Origin of the sequence: Lactococcus taiwanensis, from assembly GCF_014905395.1 — a bacterium.
Taxonomy (GTDB): Bacteria; Bacillota; Bacilli; order Lactobacillales; family Streptococcaceae; genus Lactococcus; species Lactococcus taiwanensis.
The window spans coordinates 82,918-104,477 of the sequence record NZ_BNDT01000004.1 but is presented as its reverse complement, the minus strand read 5'-3'; the positions used below and the strand labels follow the sequence as shown (position 1 = coordinate 104,477).

Below are 21,560 nucleotides of genomic sequence, written 5' to 3'. Positions count from 1 at the left end.
GATGACACATCAAACATGGCTTGTTGCCAAAAATATATATCGGAATCGCATCAAAGGAGCAGGCTTTTGGGCCTTAGTAATCTCTCCGTTTTTAGTGGCAGCTGTTTATCTAATTATTGGACTCGTCGTTAGCAATGGGATTAACCAGGTTCCAAAGATGGCTGTGGTTAATAATCCAGCTTTAACCGAGGTACTGAGCGTAGATAAGGATTTAGATGCTGAAGTGAGTAACACACCAAGTCTAGCAAGTGCACAGAGCAAACTTGATTCGGGTAAAATTGACGGTTTTTTAATCGAGCAAGCGGGAAAATATACACTAGTGACGGATGCACGATCAGGGATGAAATTTGATCAGACAACTTTTCAGACAGCGCTCAGTCAGGTTAACCTTTCTAAAACAGCCCAGCGCCTAGGCTTGACAGCTGCTGATGTCAAAGCGCTACTAAGCCCTGCTCAGCTGACCATGAAAACACAAACAACCACTGGTGAAACTCAGGGAGGGGATGCACGTGTAGGGGCTAATATTGCTATTGGAACCATTGCCTCCATCTTAATATTCGTTCTTTTAATGATGTATGTCGGCATTATTGGACAAGAGATTGGAAACGAGAAATCAAGTCGGATTATGGAGACGCTCTTAGCGGCAACAAATACCAACGTTCAATACTATGGAAAAATACTCGGTGTAATCATGCTTGCGGCCACACAGATTGGCATTTATATTTTTGGTTTTGGTCTTGCTTATCCTTTTGTGAAGGATTTGGATCAGGTTAAAACGATTAGTGCAATGCTGTCTGGTATTACCTTTGGTTTTGGAGTTTATCTCATTCTAATGGCAATTGTAGGGATTTTAGGTTATTTATTCTTGGCGTCTATCGTTGCTTCCCTTGTTAATGAGCAGGCGCAAGTTCAGCAAGCTACCCAGCCGATTGCATTTTTATCCATGATTGGTTATATTGGGGGGATTGCTGGAGCTGCTGTACCGGGGAATTTCATACTTAAAGTGCTTAGTTTTCTTCCATTCATCAGTCCTACATTGATGACAAGCCGCTTTGCCATTCAATACTCTACCACGACCGAAGCTTGGATAGCTCTCGCCCTCCAAGCGCTCGCCACCATAGCGGTTGCGAAGGTGGGTGAGAAAATTTATGCCCGAAATGTCTTATCTTACAGTGACGAAAAGATTATGATACAACTCTGGATGAATATCACAGGGCGTGAGCGGAGTAAAAAAGTTACTGACAGAGCGGTCAGTAAAAAAAGAGATGTCAAAAAACTTTATTTAAGAATAGCGATTGCAGGAGTTATCATTATTATCGTGCTACTTTACCGATTTTTAGCAAAATAAATAGATTATGGCACTTGGTTAACCAAGTGTTTTTTTGTTACAAAATAACAACATTTGCGTATAGAAGAGTATGGAAAAAATAGTTGAAATAATCAAAGAAAATTGGAAAATGATGGTGTTAATCCTGGTGGGAGTAATAGCAGGTGGGATTGGCTATGTCCTTACTCAGCCTAGAACGTCGGATCAGCCAGTAGCTGTCACTCAGCTTGAAAATCAGCCAGCTTCAAGTGATACTGACCAGTCTGTCAGTAAAAGTGAAAACCTGATAAGCACTAGCCAGATTGTTGTGGATTTAAAAGGTGCGGTCAAATACCCCAAAGTCTATAGGATAGCAGCTGACGAGCGTGTTGATGACTTGATACAGTTGGCAGGTGGATTTACCGCAGATGCAGATCAACGGAGAGTTAATCTTGCAGCTAAACTCAAAGATGAGGAAGTGGTGTACGTCAGTAAAAAAGGTGAGAATAGTCCAGAAGGAGTGACAAATACTTTAGATGCAACGGACCAACCGCTTACCACATCATCAGCAGCAAAAGTCAACATTAATACTGCCGACCTAGCAAGTCTGGAGACCTTAAGCGGGATTGGTGAGAAGAAAGCTCAGGATATTATTGATTACCGTACTAAAAACGGTAATTTTCAGAAATTAGAAGAGCTCGGCAATGTATCAGGATTTGGTGTGAAGACTTTAGAAAAATTGAAAGATAGTATTTGTATTGATTAAAGTGCCCTTAATTTTTTTAGCCTATTTGACTGTCCTTTTATATTTCTGTATTTTTAGTAACAATATTATTATTGGTTGTATTTTTTTACTCAGTTTAGGAATCGCCTTTTGGCGGAAATTTTATGTGCTTTTTCCTCTTCTTTTAATCTTTGGTATCTATTTTTATTTATTCAATACTTACCATAGTCAAAAAATGGCCCTTCCTGAGGTTGCTTTTCATCAAATAACCCCTCGTATAGATACCATTCAAGTCAATGGTGATTTGCTTAGTTTTCGTGGGAGAGTTCACGATCGAAATTACCAAGTCTATGCCACACTTCAATCTAAAAAAGAACAAACTTTCTTTAAAAATTTAGCTCAAAATTGTCGGATCAATTTCACAGGAAACCTTGAAAAACCGGCATCGCAACGCAATTTTGAAGGGTTTGATGAACAAAAATACTATTCCAATCAGAACATCTACAGACAGATTAAAATCAGACAAATTAACGCTGTAAAGTTAACGCATAATTTTAACATTTGGCTCCTAAGACGTAAGGGGATTGTCTGGGCACAATCCCATTTTCCTCGCCCGATGTCCAGCTATATGACTGGTCTTCTTTTTGGTTATTTAGGGAAGGACTTTAGTCAGATGACTACGATTTACAGTGCCCTTGGAATTATTCACCTCTTTGCCCTTTCCGGTATGCAAGTCAATTTTTTTGTAGAAGTATTGCGTAAAATTTTGCTAAAAATTGGAATAAGGCTTGAATTTATTCCCTTCTTTAAATTCTCATTTTCTATCTTTTATGCTATTCTGACAGGTTTTTCACTCTCAGTACTTCGTGCGCTCTTTCAAAAAAATATCCCTGCTAAAGGTTTGGACAATATGGCAATTACCACAATGGGCTTACTTTTAGTTTACCCAGGATTTCTGTTAGATAAAGGCGGGCAACTAACACTTTTGTATGCTTTTGCTATAAGTATGCTCCAGCAATTTTCATTTACAAAAAGTAACATCCGAGAAGCTTTATTTAAAACGTTTGCATTAAATCTAATTGCCTTCCCCCTACTGATCTTTGATTTTTTTAGTTTTCAACCTCTCTCAATTATTTTGACAATTGGTTTTGGCTTAATTTTTGATAAGATCATGCTTCCTCTATTATTGATCACCTTTTTATTATCTCTGACAGGTCTGTCAGTGAATTTGAACGTACTATTTTTACTACTAGAGAAAATGATGCGTCACCTTTACCAGTGGTTCTCCTATACACCAGTTTTTGGCAAACCGAGTCTCATTGGACTTTTAGGTTTATTCTTGACAGCTGGACTTTTAGTCGATGCCCTGCGAAAGAAAAAATTACGATTTTTTTGTGCTTTTTCTCTCTTGTTGATTTTATTTTTTGTCAAACATCCTGTAGCGCCGACTATCACGATGATAGATGTGGGCCAGGGTGATAGTATTTTATTGCAGGATCGGTGGAATCAAGAAACGGTACTTATTGATACAGGTGGACGTCTTACCTTACCTCAGCCAAAATGGAAAAAGGCACACATCTCTACAAATGCAGATAACACACTTATTCCTTATTTAAAAGCTGAGGGAATTTCAACACTTGATCACCTGATTTTAACGCATACTGATGCGGATCATGTTGGCGATTTTTTAACGTTGGCACGAACTATAAAAATAAGGGATGTTTGGGTAAGTCCAGGAGAGTTGACAGTACCCACTTTTGTTCACCAGCTTAAAAGAGCTCAGCTTCCAATTCATATTGTGAAGAGCGGGGATAAGCTTCCTATTTTTAATGGTCAGTTAGAAATTCTTTCCAATGGCTATACGCATAAAGGGGATAACGACGATTCTATTGTTACTTATGGCGATTTTTTTAATAAAAAATTTTTATTTACGGGAGATTTAGAAAAAGAAGGAGAGCTTAAACTTTTAAAAGCATACCCTCGACTAAAAGTAGATGTCTTAAAAGTCGGACATCATGGAAGTAAAACGAGTTCTAATCCCTACTTTATTAGACAAATTGACCCGCAATTGGCTCTTATTTCTGTTGGAAAGAAGAATCGATATGGTCATCCCAATCAAGAGACACTTGCTACGCTGAAAAAAGCTCAGATCAAAATCTTACGTACAGATCAAGTAGGTGCAGTTCAACTCATATATCACCAAAAATGGCAAGTAAAAACTGTAAGATAATACATAAAATTTCAATGAAAAAACATATCTAAGTACCCAATAAAATGGTACAATAAACTAGACGTTGATTGTTTGTAAAACGGCGCCCACCGCAATTTCATTTACATACCAAAAACAGTACGATAAAGATTTTGACTGTAAAGGAAAGCGGTGAAAATTTAATGAAAGGAACATCGGCTTTAACCGATGAGTACTGCTTGAAAAGAGCAGTAGGGAGTAAATATGGCACTCATTAATTTGGAATATTATTCCGAAACGCTTGGGATGAACCGGAATGTTAAAGTAATTTATCCTGAAGCCAGCAAGGTTGATGCGCTTACGGAAACAGATATTCCAGTTCTTTATCTTTTACATGGTATGTCTGGGAATGAGAATTCATGGCTCATACGCTCAGGAATAGAGCGGCTTGTGCGACATACCAATCTTGCAATTGTTATGCCAGCTACGGAGTTAGGCTTCTATGTCAATACCACTTATGGTATGAATTATTTTGAGGCAACGGCTCATGAATTACCTAAAGTCATCCATAATTTCTTTCCCAACTTGTCAAACAAACGAGAGAAAAACTTTATTGCTGGCCTATCAATGGGTGGTTATGGGGCCTATCGCATTGGGTTGGGTACAGAACAGTTTAGTTATGTTGCAAGTTTATCAGGTGTCTTAACCTTTGAGGGCATGCAAGATCGTTTTGATGAAAATGCAGCTTTTTGGGGAGGTTTATTTGGAAGTTGGGAGCAATTTAAAGGCTCTCCAAATGAAATCCTTACTCTTGCTGAAAGCTTCACAGGAAAACGTCCTAAACTTTATGCGTGGTGTGGTGAACAGGATGAACTCTTTCCAGGAAACGAGTTTGTTGCCTCACGTTTAAAAAAATTGGGCTATGATTTGACTTATGAGACTGCTCCCGGAACACATGAATGGTATTATTGGTCTCAAAAAATCGAAAGCATTTTACAGTGGCTTCCTATTGATTATGTGCAAGAGGAACGCCTTAGCTAAAAATAAATTCTGCTCAGTACGAGGAGAACCTTTTCATGCAAACATTATCAAACATCAACCGCTTACAAAGACAAAAATGTAAAATATGATGAAAATCTATGAAAATTACATGCTAGTCTTTGACAAAAACTACTAATAGTAGTAGAATTTCTTAGTAAAATAAATTTGCGAAAATCGCAATATAGAAAGAGGTCTATAATGACAATTACACTTGCCGCTCTTGGAGCAATTGCTATCGGTCTTGCAGCACTCGGAGCCGCTATCGGTGATGGACTTATCGTCTCAAACTTCCTCCAAGCCGTTGCACGCCAACCAGAACTTGAAGGAAAACTTCGTGGTTCAATGTTCATGGGTATCGCCTTCGTCGAAGGTACATTCTTCATCGCCCTTGCTATGGCATTCCTTTTCCGTTAAAATTTTTCTCAAAGAAATTTTAAAAACAGAAAGGAAGAACAGATATGGAATCAACATGGACCTTTAATATTGGGCCAATTCCATTTGATGGAACAATCACTGTGATGACATTTGTGACTGTCCTCATTGTGTTCGGTCTGGTATTTTGGGCGAGCCGTAATATGCAGCTCAAACCCAAAGGTAAACAAAATGTTCTTGAGTGGGTGGTTGATTTTGTCAATGGTGTTTCCAAAGACAATGTCGGGCCCCATGAAGCGCCACGCTTTGCGCTCTTGAACTTTACCCTCTTTTCTTTCCTTCTTATTGCCAACTGCATCGGGCTGGTAACCAAAATTAGCACACCAGGAGATGTTTCACTGTGGAAATCACCAACAGCGAATCCCACAGTCGATTTGACGCTTGCGCTTCTTGTAGTCGTCTTGTCAAACACTTTAGGTGTTCAAAAATTTGGTTTTAAAGGTTATCTGAAAGTCGCTTTTTGGAAAGATCCAAAAGGGCTTCTTCCAATGAATATTTTGGAAGAATTCACAAATGCGCTCTCCTTGGGACTCCGGCTTTACGGGAATATCTTTGCAGGTGAAATCATGCTTGGCCTTATTGCAGGTATGATTCAATCTACGATGTGGATGCTTCCTGTGGCTTGGATCTTGGAAATTGCATGGATCGGCTTCTCATTATTTATTTCAGCCCTCCAAGCTTATGTCTTTGTCCTTTTGACAAACTTGTACATTAGCCATAAAATCATAGCAGAACATTAAGAAAGGAGTAGAAATTGTCAACATTATTATTAGAAGCTGCTCCAAATACCGTTCTCGGTAACATCATCGTTGTTTCAGGTGCCTTTATCATTTTGCTGATATTGTTGCGCCTCTTTGCTTGGAATGCAATCACAAGTGTGTTTGCAAATCGTGCAAAAAAAATATCTGATGATATCGATGCAGCAGAAGCGAATAACAAACAAGCTGCTGACTTGGTAAAACAACGTCAAGCGGAACTTGCTGGTTCGAAAGAAGAAGCTGCTAACATCATTCAAGTTGCGAACGATACTGCTTCACAAAATCGTGCAAAAGTACTTGCGACCGCGAATGAAGAAGCTAGTAGCTTGAAAAAACGCGCTCAAGAAGACATTGAACAAGAACGTAAAGAAGCGCTTAACTCTGTTAAAGGGGAAGTGGCGAACATTTCAGTTCAAATTGCTGAAAAGTTGATTGGGCAATCTCTTGACACGAACGAACAATCAGAACTCATTGATAGCTATTTAGCAAAACTTGGCGAGTAAGGGAGGCGACCGCATGACTAAAGTCAACTCTCAAAAATATAGTAAAGCTTTGCTTGAAGTTGCTCAAGAAAAAGGACAACTTGAAGCGGTTCTCGCTGAAGTGAGTGAAATGATACAGCTCTTTAAAGAAAATCAAATCAATCATTTCTTAAGCAGTGACGTCTATTCATATTCTGTAAAATCTGAATTAATTGATACCCTTATTCAATCTGGTTCAGAACTGATGTCAAATTTTCTTAATACGGTGCGTTCAAACGGGCGTTTGAGTGATTTGGCAGAAATACTTGATGAGATCAAAAATACAGCGGATGATATGTTTAAAATTGCTGATGTTGAGGTCGTATCAAGTATTCCTCTTACAGAGACACAAATCGAAAAATTTATTAGACTCGCAAAATCAAAATTTGATTTGAATGAAGTGAAAGTAATCAATACTGTCAATGAAAAAATACTTGGTGGTTTTATTGTAAACTCACGAGGTAAAATCATTGACGCTTCACTTAAAACACAACTGGCTAAAATCGCCGCTGAAATCTTATAGAAGGGAGCATATTTTTGGCAATTAAAGCTAATGAAATCAGCTCACTGATTAAAAAACAAATTGAAAATTTTACACCAGATTTCGAAGTTGCTGAAACTGGTGTCGTTACCTATGTTGGTGACGGTATCGCGCGTGCCTATGGCCTTGAAAATGCGATGAGCGGTGAGCTTGTTGAATTTTCAAATGGCGTACTTGGTATGGCGCAAAACTTGGATGCTACTGACGTTGGTATTATTGTACTTGGTGATTTCCTCTCGATTCGTGAAGGTGACACTGTAAAACGTACAGGTAAAATCATGGAAATCCAAGTTGGGGAAGAACTTATTGGACGTGTAGTAAATCCTTTGGGACAACCTGTAGATGGACTTGGGGAACTCAATACTGGGAAAACTCGTCCTGTAGAAGCAAAAGCTCCTGGTGTTATGCAACGTAAATCAGTCTCTGAACCTTTACAAACAGGTCTTAAAGCGATTGATGCCCTCGTTCCAATTGGACGTGGACAACGTGAATTAATTATCGGAGACCGTCAAACAGGTAAAACTTCGGTCGCAATTGATGCAATCTTGAACCAAAAAGGGCAAGATATGATTTGTATCTATGTTGCGATTGGTCAAAAAGAGTCAACAGTACGTACACAAGTTGAAACGCTCCGTAAGCTCGGTGCCATGGATTATACAATCGTTGTAACCGCGTCAGCATCTCAACCTTCTCCACTCCTTTACATCGCTCCTTATGCTGGAGCTGCAATGGGTGAAGAATTCATGTACAACGGTAAGCATGTCTTGGTAGTTTACGATGATTTATCAAAACAAGCGGTAGCTTATCGTGAACTTTCACTCTTGCTTCGTCGTCCACCAGGACGTGAAGCTTACCCGGGTGACGTATTCTATTTACACTCACGCCTCTTGGAACGTGCAGCTAAGTTGTCTGATGATCTTGGTGGTGGTTCAATGACTGCATTGCCTTTCATTGAAACACAAGCCGGAGATATCTCAGCTTATATTGCAACCAACGTTATTTCTATTACTGACGGTCAAATTTTCCTCGAAAATGACTTATTCTATTCAGGTGTACGTCCTGCCATCGATGCTGGTTCTTCAGTCTCTCGGGTTGGTGGTGCTGCACAAATCAAAGCCATGAAGAAAGTTGCTGGTACTTTACGTCTTGACCTTGCGTCATTCCGTGAGCTTGAAGCCTTCACGCAATTTGGATCTGACCTTGATGAAGCAACTCAAGCAAAATTGAACCGTGGTCGTCGTACTGTTGAAGTTTTGAAACAACCATTGCACAAACCTTTGGCTGTGGAAAAACAAGTTTTGGTACTTTATGCACTGACTCATGGTCATCTTGATGATGTTCCAGTTGATGATATTCTTGATTTTGAAACTAAAATGTTCGATTTCTTCGATGCAAATTATGCAGAACTCTTGAACGTAATTACTGAAACTAAAGATTTGCCTGAAGAAGCAAAACTCGACGAAGCAATTAAAGCATTCAAAAATACAACGAATTATTGATAAGGAGGCTAACTAATGGGAGCTTCACTTAACGAAATTAAAACAAAGATTGCCTCAACGAAGAAAACAAGTCAAATCACAGGAGCCATGCAAATGGTTTCCGCTGCGAAACTTCAAAAAGCAGAATCTCATGCAAAAGCTTTTCAGACTTATGCTGAAAAAGTTCGCAAGATTACTACTGACTTGGTTTCTTCAGACAAAGAACCTGCCAAAAATCCAATGATGATTAAGCGCGAAGTTAAAAAAACGGGCTATTTAGTGATTACATCGGATAGGGGACTTGTCGGTGGTTATAATTCAAATATTTTAAAATCTGTTATGAATACCATTCGAAGTCGTCATGCAAGTGAAAGTGAATATACGATCCTTGCTCTTGGTGGTACTGGTGCAGACTTCTTTAAAGCACGTAATGTGAAAGTATCCTACGTTTTACGTGGGCTTTCAGATCAACCTACTTTTGAAGAAGTTCGCGCGATTGTAACAGAAGCCGTGACTGAATATCAAGCTGGTGAATTTGATGAACTCTATGTTTGCTATAATCACCATGTGAATTCATTAGTCAGTGATGCACGTATGGAAAAAATGTTACCAATCTCTTTTGAGGCTAAGGGAGACCAAAAACCTTCTCTTGAAACATTTGAATTAGAACCAGATCGTGAAACAATCTTAAACCAATTGTTGCCACAATATGCTGAGAGCATGATTTATGGATCAATTGTTGATGCTAAGACAGCAGAACATGCGGCAGGTATGACAGCTATGCGTACTGCAACAGACAATGCACACTCTGTTATCAATGATTTGACGATTCAATATAACCGTGCCCGCCAAGCTTCGATTACTCAAGAAATTACGGAAATCGTGGCAGGTGCTTCAGCGCTTTAATTACTGACGGCTTTGTCAGTAATGGCTAAGAATCTTAATTGTCTTCGTCAGTAATTTTTTACTGGCAAAAATAAAAGAATAGAAATTCTGTGTTTTTACAGAAAATAAAAACAGGAGGAAAAACATTGAGTTCTGGTAAAATTACTCAGGTTATCGGTCCCGTCGTTGACGTGGAATTTGGCTCTGATGCCAAATTGCCTGAGATTAACAATGCCTTGATTGTCTATAAAGATGTCAATGGTGTAAAAACAAAAATTACGCTTGAAGTCGCTTTGGAACTTGGTGATGGTGCAGTACGTACAATCGCTATGGAATCTACTGATGGTTTGACTCGTGGACTTGAAGTCCTTGATACAGGTAAAGCAGTCAGCGTCCCTGTTGGTGAAGCTACTCTTGGTCGTGTTTTTAACGTCCTTGGTGATGTCATTGACGGTGGGGAAGAGTTTGCTGTTGATGCAGAACGTAATCCTATCCATAAAAAAGCTCCAACATTTGATGAATTGTCAACTGCAAATGAAGTACTTGTAACTGGGATTAAAGTTGTCGATTTGCTTGCACCTTACCTTAAAGGTGGTAAAGTTGGACTTTTCGGTGGTGCCGGAGTTGGTAAAACTGTCCTTATTCAAGAATTGATTCACAACATCGCCCAAGAACACGGAGGTATTTCTGTGTTTACCGGTGTTGGGGAACGTACTCGTGAAGGAAATGACCTTTACTGGGAAATGAAAGAATCAGGCGTTATTGAAAAAACTGCCATGGTCTTTGGTCAAATGAATGAACCACCAGGAGCACGTATGCGTGTTGCCCTTACTGGTTTGACAATTGCGGAATATTTCCGTGATGTCCAAGGTCAAGACGTATTGCTTTTCATTGACAATATCTTCCGTTTCACACAAGCTGGTTCAGAAGTTTCTGCCCTTTTGGGACGTATGCCTTCTGCCGTTGGTTACCAACCAACACTTGCTACTGAAATGGGGCAATTGCAAGAACGTATCACTTCTACTAAGAAGGGTTCTGTTACATCTATCCAAGCGATTTATGTCCCTGCCGATGACTATACTGACCCAGCGCCAGCTACAGCCTTCGCTCACTTGGATGCAACAACTAACTTGGAACGTCGCTTGACACAAATGGGTATTTATCCAGCCGTTGACCCACTTGCTTCATCATCACGTGCGCTTACACCTGAAATTGTTGGTGAAGAGCACTATGAAGTGGCAATGGAAGTTCAACGTGTCCTCCAACGTTATAAAGAATTGCAAGATATCATTGCCATTCTTGGTATGGATGAATTGTCTGACGATGAAAAAGTTCTCGTTGGACGTGCACGTCGTATCCAATTCTTCCTTTCACAAAACTTCCACGTTGCTGAACAATTTACTGGTCAACCTGGTTCATATGTACCAATTGATAAAACTGTTCATGACTTCAAGGAAATCTTGGAAGGTAAATATGACGAAATCCCTGAAGATGCTTTCCGTGGCGTAGGTCCTATTGAAGACGTCCTTGAAAAAGCAAAATCAATGGGTTACTAATTCAATTTTTTATGGATTGAAAAAGAGTGAGACATCTTAAAAAGTACGCTTTATACTGAGTGTCTCTGTTTCTGATATTTTTGTCGGAGAGATGACAACGTGTTAAAAGCGACTTATTAGAGAAAGACCTCTCTTTGTAAGTGAGATTTTCATAGATAAATTGGAGGATTCGAATGTCTGAAAACGTCATGACACTTCAAGTGATTACGCCGGCTGGTATGGTCTATGATCATCACGCCTCTTATATTACTGCTCGTACAACAAACGGTGAGATCGGTATCTTGCCTAACATGATTTCAACGATTGCTGGTCTTGAAATTGATGAGTTAAAAGTGCGTCGTCCAGATGATGAAACACATGTCGATTATATCGCTGTAAATGGAGGTATTATTGAGATTAAGGACAGTTTAGTAACGATAGTTGCTGACTCTGCTGAACGTAATCGAGACATTGATGTTTCTCGTGCTGAACGGGCGAAAATACGTGCTGAAAAAGCACTTGAAGCGGCTAAAGCTGAGAAGAAAACAGATGAGATCAAACGTGCACAAGTAGCGCTTCATCGTGCTCTGAACCGTTTGAATGTTTCATCCCATAAATAATAAAAATAAAAAACACCATCTGGTGTTTTTTATTTTTATTGCCAAAAGGCTGTGAACATGTTAAACTAAGGAAAGTTTTTGGAAGTATAAAAGAAGCATTAAGGGAGAGAACTGCATTGGTACTGGATGATTGTTGGAAAATTTTTAGATTATTGGAGAAACTAGAAGTACTTATACAGCAAGTGGAAGAGTTAAAGAGTGAGTATGAGGAACGAGTAATGAAAAATATTGAGCGACAGTCAGTTATTACGGGTTCTTTGATTGCTCTTGTTCTCATTATTCTAATATTGCCCAGTCGAGAAGAGTTCTTCAGCGATCTCGTTCCTGGTGCAGGTTCCTTTGATATCTTTTTTAAAATGTTTGCTATAACCTTCATTGCTTTGATTATTGGTTATGGCGCACAGCTTATTTCACATTGGTGTTGGAAACATGATTATTTACCCGTTGGACAAAAACATATTGCTCATCTTTTACGAAAGGGATATTTAAGGAAACAGACTGACATTTTTCTTAAGATAAAAGTATATCTTAATGATGAAATCCTTGAAACTACAGAACTTCCCCAAATATATCTGAACACACGAAGCCTGAGTTATATTATCGGTTGCTTGGAGGCGAAAGAAGCAAATACACTCTCTGAAGCCACACACCTGCTAGTTTTAGAATCCAAAGATATACAAGTGCATGATGTAGTGGTGACAGAAGAAGACACTATTACAAAAGCTCAAAGGCTAATTAAAAATCCACTCATTCTCTAGGGTGAATGGACTAAAATTTAACGCATCATAGCATTAAACTTCTGATACTCAGAAAGCAGCTTGAGGGTTAGTAAAAAAGCACCTCTTAGAGGTGCTTTTTTAGGCATTTAGAACTTTAGATAGAAAATCTTGTAAACGGGGATGCTTTGGATGATCAAAAAGTTCCTCTGGAGTACCATCCTCTAGGATTACGCCACCATCAGTAAAGATCACCCGGTTAGCGACCTTACGAGCAAATCCCATTTCATGGGTTACAATCAGCATGGTCATCCCTTCTTCAGCCAATTTTTGCATAACAGCAAGCACATCGCCGACCATTTCCGGATCCAGTGCAGATGTAGGCTCGTCAAAGAGCATGACATCAGGATTCATAGCAAGAGCTCGTGCTATCGCTACGCGTTGTTTTTGACCACCGGAAAGCATTTCTGGCATAGCATCTTTTTTATCCGACAATCCTACAGTTTCGAGTAACTCGAGGGCTTTTTTATTTGCCTCATCTTTCGTCATTTTCTTCAATTCTGTGGGAGCATAAGTAATGTTTTCTAAAACAGTCATGTTTGGGAAAAGATTGAAATGTTGGAAAACCATTCCAACGTTTTGACGAACAAGATTAAGGTTTGTATTTTTGTCAGTAAGGTTAAAGCCATCAATAATAATGTCGCCAGATGTAGCTATTTCAAGGCCGTTTAAAGCTCTAAGAAAAGTTGATTTTCCAGAACCTGAAGGGCCAATGATGCAGACGACATCACCTTTTTCAAATTTTGTTGTAATTCCTTTTAGAACTTCGTTTTTTCCAAAAGATTTGTGAAGATCAGTGACTTCGATTTGAGTATTGATTCCCATATTTAGTATGTTCTCCTTATTTCATTCTTTTTTCTACACGACGACCAACCCACATCAAGAAGAGGAGGACAATCATGTAAACTAAACCAATTAATCCATAAACACGGAAGGCTTGGAAGTTACGTGCGACGATAATTTGCCCTGTTTGGAGCAATTCAACCAGTCCGATAACGGAAACCAGTGTGGTATCTTTTAATGTAATGATGAATTGGTTAATCAAACTAGGGATTGTAATTTTAATGGCTTGAGGTAGGATGACTTTACGCATTGAAGTAGCGTAAGGAAGTCCTAGTGAACGACTGGCTTCCATTTGCCCAGCCGGTACAGCTTGTACACCAGAGCGGACGATTTCAGAGATATAAGCTGAAGAATTAAGAGTCAGTGCGATAACACCAGCAGTGAATTCATTGAGCGGTGATTGGTGTCCGGTAATCATCTGAAGAAGGTTTGGTATGCCATAGAAAATGAAGATTGTCAATACTAGAAGGGGTACTGAACGATTAAGATCGACATAAATCCGTGCGATAGTACGCAAAATCTTGCTTGGTGATACAGAGAATAAACCAAAGATTACACCGACAATCATTGCAAGTATAAAGGAAAGGAGTGCCAACTCAAGAGTAACAAGTAAGCCATGTCCAATTTGGTCCCAGTTATTTTTTAAAATCCCAAGGACTGTATTTTCTTTGGTTCCTGCTTTAACGGTTTTGGCGTCATTGGCGAGATATTTATTGATGATTTTGTCGTACTGTCCATTTGCCCGAAGATTAGCTAAGCCATTGTTAAACATTTCGATAAGTTCAGGATTAGAGCCTTTTTTAACAGCAAAACCATACTGTCCATCAGGAATAGCTTTGAGAGGTGTAGCGAATTTTTGGCCTTGTTTAATGGCATATTGAATGACAGGTTCATCATCCATCAAAGCATTAATGGAACCGTTATTTAATGAGGAGTACATTGTTGTAGCATCAGAGAAAGTTTTGACGGTATAGCCATATTCTTTAGCATGCTTGTTGAGATAATCAAATGAAGCTGTCCCATTTTTGGCCCCTAAGGTCTTACCTTTGAGGTCTTTCCAAGCTTTGATGCTGTCGTCAGTACTTGAAACGGCGAGTGTTAAGTTGGATGAGAAGTAAGGATCACCGAAGTTGAATACTTCTTTACGGGCATCGGTAATGGACATTCCAGACATCATCCCATCAGCGTGTCCTGCCTGAATAGAATCTACAGCGGCTTGGAACCCAACGAAATTCCATTTCAGTTTAAATCCTTGATCTTTAGCGATGGCAGTCAGGAGATCAACGTCAATCCCTGTGAATTTTTTGTCTTCATTTTGAAACTCAAAGGGTGCAAAACTATTATCTGAGGCGATAGTATAGACCGCCTTTTTAGGCGTAGCTTTTTTAGAAGAAGTGACACCATATTTTTCTAAGATTTTATCATACTCGCCATTTGATTTCATTTGAGCGAGTGCTTTATTAAAGCCGTCAATGAGGTTTTTATTTTCACCCTTCATTACAGCAAAACCATAGCCACCAGAAAGAGAGATAGAAGGGAAGTTCATTGCTAAATCTTGCCCTTGTTTGATTGCGTATGAGATGACAGGAACTTCGTCCATCGCTCCTGCGATGTTACCAGAAGTGAGAGCGGCAAACATGTGAACGCCGTCAGCATAGGTTTTGATGGTATAACCATATTTCTTCTGGTTTTCTTGTAGCCATGTTTGAGCTGCAGTGCCGTTTTTCGCACCGACTGCTTTTCCTTTTAACTGGCTATAGTCTTTGATATCTGAGTTTTTTGCTGTGGCGATAGTCAAAGCAGAAGTATAGTAAGGATTTGAAAAATCAAAAGTTTCTTTACGTTCGTCAGTGATTGTCATCCCTGCGATGACTCCATCCACTTTACCCGCTTTAAGGTTTTGAAGCGCGGCATCAAATCCTGGATAGGTCATTTCAACTTTCCAGTCGTTGATTTTAGCGACCTCGTTCATGATGTCGACATCAATCCCTACCCATTTTTTCTGATCATTCTGAAATTCGAAGGGTGCATAAGCACTATCAGATGCAATTTTTACGGTTGTTTCAGCCTGTACCTTTGTAGATAGTGCTGAAAAGCCTGTGACGGTGGCAATGAGAACTGCCAGAGCAAGAAAGAATTTCTTCATTTCGTCCCCCTATTATAAGATTTGAACTCGACTATTAAAAATCAAGGAAATTAGAAAATCGTGCTAGTTAAACCTAAAGAACACACGATTTATTTTCTGGATTTTTAAGAGGCGAGCTCAGTATATTTTATTTCTGGAAAAATTATATCACAAAAATGAAAAGGTTTCAAGCTCATGTAAGGTTTTCTTACATTTTGTGATTTTGTTAGCTTTCTGAGGGTTTGTCACGGAACTGTTGTTGTCAAAAAAGGCTTTTTAGTGTAAAATTGTACGAGTGCTTGTATATGCTTAAAACAAGTAAAAAAGATGCTCAGCCGTTCTTGAATAGGGTCAGCTGAGATTGAAAAGGAACATTATGTTTATACAACTTTCGATTTTTGGATTTTTTAATGAATGGATGGCTAATTTTGCACAGATGCCGAATGGTCATATTTGGATTTATCTGGTTCTTGGCGCCATTATTTTCATAGAAACAGGTCTAGTCATTTTCCCCTTTTTACCTGGTGATTCGATTTTGTTCTTTGTGGGTTCGCTTGCCGCAATGTCCAATGGGAAACTTTCTTTGGGCTTGTTAATTCTTTCAATGGGTCTAACTGCTTTTATTGCTAATTTGCTCAACTATGAGATTGGACGACGGTTTGGAGATGTTATCCCCAAACATAAAACGTTATCGCGGTTTTTGAAGCCAGAATATATGAAAGAGGCACATCATTTCTTTGATAAATGGGGTGCGTGGGCGATATTTTTAGGGAGGTTCATGCCGATCATCCGGACGGTTGTTCCTTTTACTGCTGGAGCAGGAAAAATGTCGCACAAAAAATTTGTATTCTTTAACTTTTTAGGAGGTTTTGCTTGGGTAATTGTCGCTCTAGGGGCAGGCTATCTCTTTGGCGGTATTCCTTTTGTGAAGCAGCATTTTGAAATCATTATGATTGCTATTGTCGTGGTTTCCTTGCTTCCCGCACTCATCGGGGTATTAAAACGCATACTCGCAGGGCGCAAGGCTTCATAATTTTATGATAAAATAGGACTTACGAATCTGTCAGTCCTCTTTTTTTATTCAAAAATTAGCTGACAGCTTGGTCAGTAAATGTTGGGAGCACTTTTAATGAAAATAAATGGACATACACGGATGGCTGCTGTGGTCGCTAATCCCATTAAGCACAGCTTATCTCCTTTTATTCATAACTTTACGTTTGATTGGACAGAAGAAAATGGAGTGTATTTGGCCTGGGAAATTCCGGCGGAGCATCTCGCCGAATGTGTTGCAAATGTGCGTAATTTGGACATGTATGGCATCAACCTCTCAATGCCCTTTAAGAGCGCTGTCCTTGATTTTGTGGATGAGCAGAGCGAGGAAGTGCGCTTGATTGGTGCTGCCAATACAATTGTCAACAGCCAAGGAAAGTTAGTGGCTTATAATACAGATGGCCGTGGTTTTTTTGAGAGCCTCAAGCCCTATGATTTTCAGATGAGGGGGGAAATCTTGACGATTATTGGTGGCGGTGGTGCCGCAATTGCGATTATTGCACAAGCAGCGTTATTGGGAGCTAAAAAAATTAACGTCCTAGCTCGTCCGTCAGCTTCCTTTGAGCCCTTGCAGCACCGACTGACAACACTGTCAGTACATACTGGTATAAGGATTGAGCTGATTAGTCTGTCAGAACGCTTTCGCTTGCAAAGTCTACTGGATGAATCAGCTCTCTTAGTCAATGCGACTTCTGTGGGCATGGATGGAGTTGGAATGCCGCTGGATGAAGAGGTACGAATTCTTTCAAGTACGTTAGTTATTGATATCATCTATAAAGTTAAAGAGACGCCGTTTTTAAAGTGGGCCAAACGGCAAGGGGCGCAGACAGAAAATGGTTTGGGCATGTTAATTGGTCAAGCAGCGGAGAGCTTTCGCTTATGGACTGGAAAAGTGATGCCCACTTCGCAAGTTAAAGAAGCTTTGTTAAGGGAGATTGAAAATGAGAATAAAGGTTAATTTACCTCATCAGCCGTATGAGGTTTGGGTTGAAAAGGGGGCACTTGACCAAGTAGGACAGTGGGTAGCAGCCCAGTGGCAACCACAAAAAATCGTGCTTATTTCGGACGACAAGGTCAGTGCACTCTACAGTCAAAAGGTTCTTAATGCCTTATCAAACGTTGGCTTTGAGGTGGCCCTCTTTGAATTTCCGGCAGGTGAGGCCAGCAAAAATCTCACTACGGCTGAACAAGCTTGGGATTTTTGTGCTCACTTTGGCTTAACAAGGTCAGATGGAATTCTTGCATTGGGTGGGGGTGTGACAGGTGATTTAGCCGCTTTTGTAGCTTCAACTTATATGCGCGGTATTCATTTTCTGCAAATTCCTACGAGTTTAACGGCACAAGTAGATAGCTCGATTGGCGGAAAAACAGGGATTAATTCACGCATGGCTAAAAATATGATTGGTACATTTGCTCAACCTGACGGTGTTTTGATTGATCCTAATGTTTTAAAAACCTTAGGAGATCGGGAATTGCGAGAAGGAATGGGAGAAGTCATAAAATGTGCCCTCATTGCTGACAAGACCCTTTGGGAATTGCTGACAGACCTGTCAGCAGAAGATTTATTGAAAAAGTGGCAGCATATTGATGAAATCATTGCACGCTCTTGCGAAGTTAAACGCAAAGTAGTAGTGGATGATGAATTAGATAATGGCGTGCGTCTTTATCTGAACTTTGGGCATACCATTGGTCACGCGATCGAAGCGACAGCTGGCTATGGAAAGGTCATGCACGGCGAAGCCGTCGCAATCGGCATGGTACAAATCAGTCAAGTCGCAGAAGAAAAAGGGTTGATGCCAGAAGGGATTACTTTACAAATCCAGCAGATGGTTCAAAAATTTGGTCTTCCTACGACTTATGAACCCTGGGACGAGACTGCCTTATATGCAGCGTTAACCCATGATAAAAAGGCAAGAGGAAAACGAATCAAGATGATCATTGTCCCTGAAATTGGTCAAGCAAAAGTTAATGAGATAGCGCTTGAGGAGATGAAAACTTATCTCAAAAAATAAGTGATTGGTAAGCGCCAATCTCGTTTATAAAATGTGGTAGCATTGAAAAACTCCCAACTCATTGGAGTTGCTAAAATAATTCTAAAGGAGAAAAACAATGTATCTTTATCTAGGTTTTGCTTTGCTTGGAGGCTTCTTATTAGCCAATCAAAATCCGATCAATGCTGATTTACGACGTATCGTGGGCTCCCCTTTTTTGGCATCAGGAATTTCAAATTTTGTGGGTTCGGTCTTTTTAGGAGTCATCACGCTTGTGACGACCCAAACCCTTTTTCCTAGTTGGGGATTTGTCAGCTCGCATCCGGCTTGGATTTGGCTCGGGGGGCTGCTTGGTGGGATTTTTCTTACCTCTAATGTTCTCCTCTTTCCACGTTTAGGTGCAGTACAGACTGTTATTTTACCGATTCTTGGACAAATTTTAATGGGAAGTTTAATCGACAATTTCGGCTGGTTCGGAGCCATGCATTTGCCACTTTCGCTCATTAGAGCAGTGGGGATTGTGATTACTTTATTGGGTGTGATAATTGCCGTGGTTTTGCCAAGTTTAAAGGAAAAGGATCAAGCCAAAAAGACAGCAAACTTACTGGGGTGGCGCCTCTGGGCAATCACGGTTGGAGCGATGTCAGCTGCGCAACAGGCTATCAATGGCCGACTGGGTGTTTTATTGCATAATTCAGCACAGGCTGCTTTTGTCTCATTTTTCATTGGTTTTTTAGCTATTTTTATTGTCTCTTTAGTAGTCGATCGTCGTTTGCCTCGTAGGAATGACCTCAAAAATGCTAAAGTTTGGAATGGAATTGGCGGATTTTTGGGCGCGATGTTTGTTTTTGCTACTGTATTAGCCGTTCCCCAAATTGGTGCTGGTTTGACAATCATGATGGGTCTAATCGGACAAATTCTTGGGAGTATGTTGGTCCAACAATTTGGTTGGTGGCGCTCAAGCCGCTATCGGATTCAAATTTGGCAAATTATTGGGGTATTGGTCATGTTAGTAGGGATAGTATTTATCAAATTTTTATAAAAACGAGGAGGAAAAGATGGCAGATTATATCAAATGGTTACGCTCAAAAGTTGGTCACGAAACTGTTTTTTTAAATTTTTCGGTAGGAATCATTCGAAATAAAGAAGGTAAAGTTTTAATGAATCGTCGCGGGGACTCCAATCTTTGGGGATTTATCGGCGGCTGTATGGAGTTGGGTGAGGATTTTGAAGAAACACTTCGCCGTGAAATCTATGAAGAAACAGGTCTAAAACAACTGCTCAATATTGAAAAATTTGGCACCTATACTTGGTCTGACTTTGTCTATCCCAACGGCGATCAAGCACAACCTATCGAACATTGGTTTGTCTGCGATGCTGGAGCGGAAGTAGACTTGACCTACACGGATGAGGAAACACTTGAGTTGCGCTGGATTGATTTAGCGCACTTAGATGTTACACTCTTTAATAAGAACCACTTAAAAGTGATTGAGGATTACAACAATAACTATGTTCACAAAAAAATCATTTGAAGTTTTTGAAATCGCGGGATTGACACCTCGTATGGCAGCTATTCGCTCAATAATCCAACCGGAGTTTGCTCAATTAGGAAATAAGTTACTGACAGAGCTGTCAGTAAACTTTCCATCGGAAAATTTTTACTTGCACATTGCAAAGCACTTGCGTCGTACGACAAATGCACCCGAAAATACCTGGTGTGCTCTTTCAACGAAGCCTCGTGGTTATAAAATGGAAGTTCATTTTCAACTGGGTATCTGGCAAGATTATGTCTTTCTCTATCTGTCTATTATTGATCAGCCTAAAAATCAACAGCGCTATGCTGAGCTTTTGGCGGAGCCTTCCCTTAGAAATATTGTCCCAAAAGACTTTGTGCTCTCTAAAGATCACACGAAAGCTGAATTCTTCCCGCTGACAGACTGGTCAGCAGCAGTAGAACGTCTAGGAAAAGTTAAAAAAGCTGAATTCGAACTTGGAAGGGTATGGCCTGCTGAGCGTTTCGAAAACCAATCTAGTGAGGTCATCTTTTCAGAAATGATGGCCACTCTCAAACAACTTATGCCAATTTATCAACAATTGATGGAGGTCTAAAATGGTGACTTTTATTTGGGATTTAGATGGGACATTGATTGATTCTTATGGCGTTTTTATAAAAGCGCTTGAAACCACCTTTGAAAAACATGATTTGCCTTTTGAGCGTGAAGAAATTTATCGATTTATTAAGGAGCGTTCGGTCAATGAGCTACTGAAAGCTCAACCTGTTGATGAAGGCCTACTCAAGGATGAATTCAATCAGGCTTGTGTGATGCTTAATAAGGAAGTCAACCTAATGCCAGGAGCAAGGGAAGTGCTTGAATGGGCTCAAGGACGCCACATTCGTAATTTTATCTATACCCATAAAGGACAAAATGCTTATGTATTACTAGAAGCACTTGATATCTTAAATTATTTTACAGAAGTCATCACTAGTCAAAATGGATTTGAACGCAAACCTCATCCGGCAGGAATTCATTATTTATTGAATAAATACGCTTTAGATCCTAAAGCAACATATTATATTGGAGATCGCAAGCTAGATGTAGAAGTCGCAATGAACAGCGGAATTCAATCCATCAATTTCTTAGAAGCCAAAACATCGCAAAAAATCGACAAACTTACGGACATCATTTCCCTTTTTGAAGAAAAAAAACTTTAAAATAGGCGAAGACTAAATCAACTATTGGAGGAA

The 21,560-nt window shown here is 39.8% G+C and carries 22 protein-coding genes; 20 read left to right on the top strand and 2 right to left on the bottom strand.

Translation table 11 applies throughout. The features are described 5' to 3' along the window. Nucleotide 1: 1 nt before the first annotated feature. The 13 genes from JKP71_RS06140 to JKP71_RS06080 all read left to right on the top strand — a co-directional run bounded on the left by JKP71_RS06140 (nt 2) and on the right by JKP71_RS06080 (nt 12,787). Nucleotides 2-1,348, top strand: a complete 1,347-nt coding sequence (locus tag JKP71_RS06140) for an ABC transporter permease (protein WP_200407404.1) — start codon at nt 2-4, stop codon at nt 1,346-1,348. 70 nt (nt 1,349-1,418) lie between these two features. After that, nucleotides 1,419-2,072 carry a helix-hairpin-helix domain-containing protein gene (locus tag JKP71_RS06135; RefSeq protein WP_200407403.1) on the top strand — a complete coding sequence of 218 codons (654 nt, stop codon included), beginning with the start codon at nt 1,419-1,421 and terminating at the stop codon, nt 2,070-2,072. Between the two features lies 1 nt (nt 2,073). Beyond that, nucleotides 2,074-4,260 (top strand): DNA internalization-related competence protein ComEC/Rec2, encoded by a 2,187-nt coding sequence (locus JKP71_RS06130; protein ID WP_308430923.1) that lies wholly within the window; start codon nt 2,074-2,076, stop codon nt 4,258-4,260. A 222-nt stretch (nt 4,261-4,482) separates the two neighbouring features. Beyond that, on the top strand, nt 4,483-5,259 hold the full coding sequence (locus tag JKP71_RS06125; RefSeq protein WP_200407402.1) for an alpha/beta hydrolase: 777 nt from the start codon (nt 4,483-4,485) through the stop codon (nt 5,257-5,259). Between the two features lie 198 nt (nt 5,260-5,457). Further along, on the top strand, nt 5,458-5,673 hold the full coding sequence (locus tag JKP71_RS06120) for a F0F1 ATP synthase subunit C (protein ID WP_004255250.1): 216 nt from the start codon (nt 5,458-5,460) through the stop codon (nt 5,671-5,673). A gap of 44 nt (nt 5,674-5,717) precedes the next feature. Next, nucleotides 5,718-6,431, top strand: a complete 714-nt coding sequence (gene atpB / locus JKP71_RS06115) for a F0F1 ATP synthase subunit A (protein ID WP_075526233.1) — start codon at nt 5,718-5,720, stop codon at nt 6,429-6,431. A gap of 14 nt (nt 6,432-6,445) precedes the next feature. Then, nucleotides 6,446-6,952, top strand: a complete 507-nt coding sequence (gene atpF / locus JKP71_RS06110) for a F0F1 ATP synthase subunit B (protein ID WP_200407401.1) — start codon at nt 6,446-6,448, stop codon at nt 6,950-6,952. A 13-nt stretch (nt 6,953-6,965) separates the two neighbouring features. Next, nucleotides 6,966-7,493, top strand: coding sequence for a F0F1 ATP synthase subunit delta (locus JKP71_RS06105; RefSeq protein ID WP_075526231.1), 528 nt, complete (start codon nt 6,966-6,968; stop codon nt 7,491-7,493). Nucleotides 7,494-7,507: 14 nt separating this feature from the next. Next, complete coding sequence (gene atpA / locus JKP71_RS06100) at nt 7,508-9,010, top strand: F0F1 ATP synthase subunit alpha (protein WP_075526230.1); 1,503 nt, start codon at nt 7,508-7,510, stop codon at nt 9,008-9,010. A gap of 15 nt (nt 9,011-9,025) precedes the next feature. Continuing rightward, nucleotides 9,026-9,895, top strand: coding sequence for a F0F1 ATP synthase subunit gamma (locus tag JKP71_RS06095; protein ID WP_075526229.1), 870 nt, complete (start codon nt 9,026-9,028; stop codon nt 9,893-9,895). A gap of 125 nt (nt 9,896-10,020) precedes the next feature. Continuing rightward, entirely contained in the window at nt 10,021-11,430 is a 1,410-nt protein-coding gene (gene atpD / locus JKP71_RS06090; protein WP_200407400.1) for a F0F1 ATP synthase subunit beta, read from the top strand. A 173-nt stretch (nt 11,431-11,603) separates the two neighbouring features. Further along, a complete protein-coding gene (locus tag JKP71_RS06085; protein ID WP_075526227.1) occupies nt 11,604-12,029 on the top strand; it encodes a F0F1 ATP synthase subunit epsilon in 426 nt (141 codons plus the stop codon). A gap of 116 nt (nt 12,030-12,145) precedes the next feature. After that, nucleotides 12,146-12,787 carry a hypothetical protein gene (locus JKP71_RS06080; RefSeq protein WP_200407399.1) on the top strand — a complete coding sequence of 214 codons (642 nt, stop codon included), beginning with the start codon at nt 12,146-12,148 and terminating at the stop codon, nt 12,785-12,787. Nucleotides 12,788-12,886: 99 nt separating this feature from the next. Here the strand turns inward: JKP71_RS06080 and JKP71_RS06075 are convergent, their stop codons facing one another. Beyond that, the gene (locus JKP71_RS06075; protein ID WP_075526225.1) at nt 12,887-13,630 is read right to left on the bottom strand and encodes an amino acid ABC transporter ATP-binding protein; all 744 of its coding nucleotides are present in this window, start codon (nt 13,628-13,630) and stop codon (nt 12,887-12,889) included. 16 nt (nt 13,631-13,646) lie between these two features. After that, nucleotides 13,647-15,794 (bottom strand): amino acid ABC transporter substrate-binding protein/permease, encoded by a 2,148-nt coding sequence (locus JKP71_RS06070; RefSeq protein WP_075526224.1) that lies wholly within the window; start codon nt 15,792-15,794, stop codon nt 13,647-13,649. Nucleotides 15,795-16,149: 355 nt separating this feature from the next. Between JKP71_RS06070 and JKP71_RS06065 the strand changes: the two genes are divergently transcribed. The 7 genes from JKP71_RS06065 (at nt 16,150) to JKP71_RS06035 (ending at nt 21,527) form a co-directional block, all read left to right on the top strand. Next, a complete protein-coding gene (locus JKP71_RS06065; RefSeq protein WP_200407398.1) occupies nt 16,150-16,806 on the top strand; it encodes a VTT domain-containing protein in 657 nt (218 codons plus the stop codon). Between the two features lie 96 nt (nt 16,807-16,902). Next, the gene (aroE, locus tag JKP71_RS06060) at nt 16,903-17,781 is read left to right on the top strand and encodes a shikimate dehydrogenase (RefSeq protein WP_200407397.1); all 879 of its coding nucleotides are present in this window, start codon (nt 16,903-16,905) and stop codon (nt 17,779-17,781) included. Continuing rightward, nucleotides 17,765-18,835 carry a 3-dehydroquinate synthase gene (aroB, locus tag JKP71_RS06055; protein ID WP_200407396.1) on the top strand — a complete coding sequence of 357 codons (1,071 nt, stop codon included), beginning with the start codon at nt 17,765-17,767 and terminating at the stop codon, nt 18,833-18,835. The genes aroE and aroB overlap by 17 nt, the downstream gene beginning before the upstream one ends. A 97-nt stretch (nt 18,836-18,932) precedes the next feature. Continuing rightward, entirely contained in the window at nt 18,933-19,856 is a 924-nt protein-coding gene (locus tag JKP71_RS06050) for a DMT family transporter (RefSeq protein WP_200407395.1), read from the top strand. Between the two features lie 16 nt (nt 19,857-19,872). Then, nucleotides 19,873-20,346 (top strand): NUDIX hydrolase, encoded by a 474-nt coding sequence (locus JKP71_RS06045; RefSeq protein ID WP_075526219.1) that lies wholly within the window; start codon nt 19,873-19,875, stop codon nt 20,344-20,346. Continuing rightward, nucleotides 20,324-20,923: a DUF1054 domain-containing protein gene (locus tag JKP71_RS06040; RefSeq protein WP_200407394.1), complete on the top strand. Its 600-nt coding sequence runs from the start codon at nt 20,324-20,326 to the stop codon at nt 20,921-20,923. Before JKP71_RS06045 ends, JKP71_RS06040 begins: the two co-directional genes overlap by 23 nt. A 1-nt stretch (nt 20,924) precedes the next feature. Further along, a complete protein-coding gene (locus JKP71_RS06035) occupies nt 20,925-21,527 on the top strand; it encodes an HAD-IA family hydrolase (protein ID WP_200407393.1) in 603 nt (200 codons plus the stop codon). The last annotated feature ends 33 nt before the right edge of the window (nt 21,528-21,560 follow it).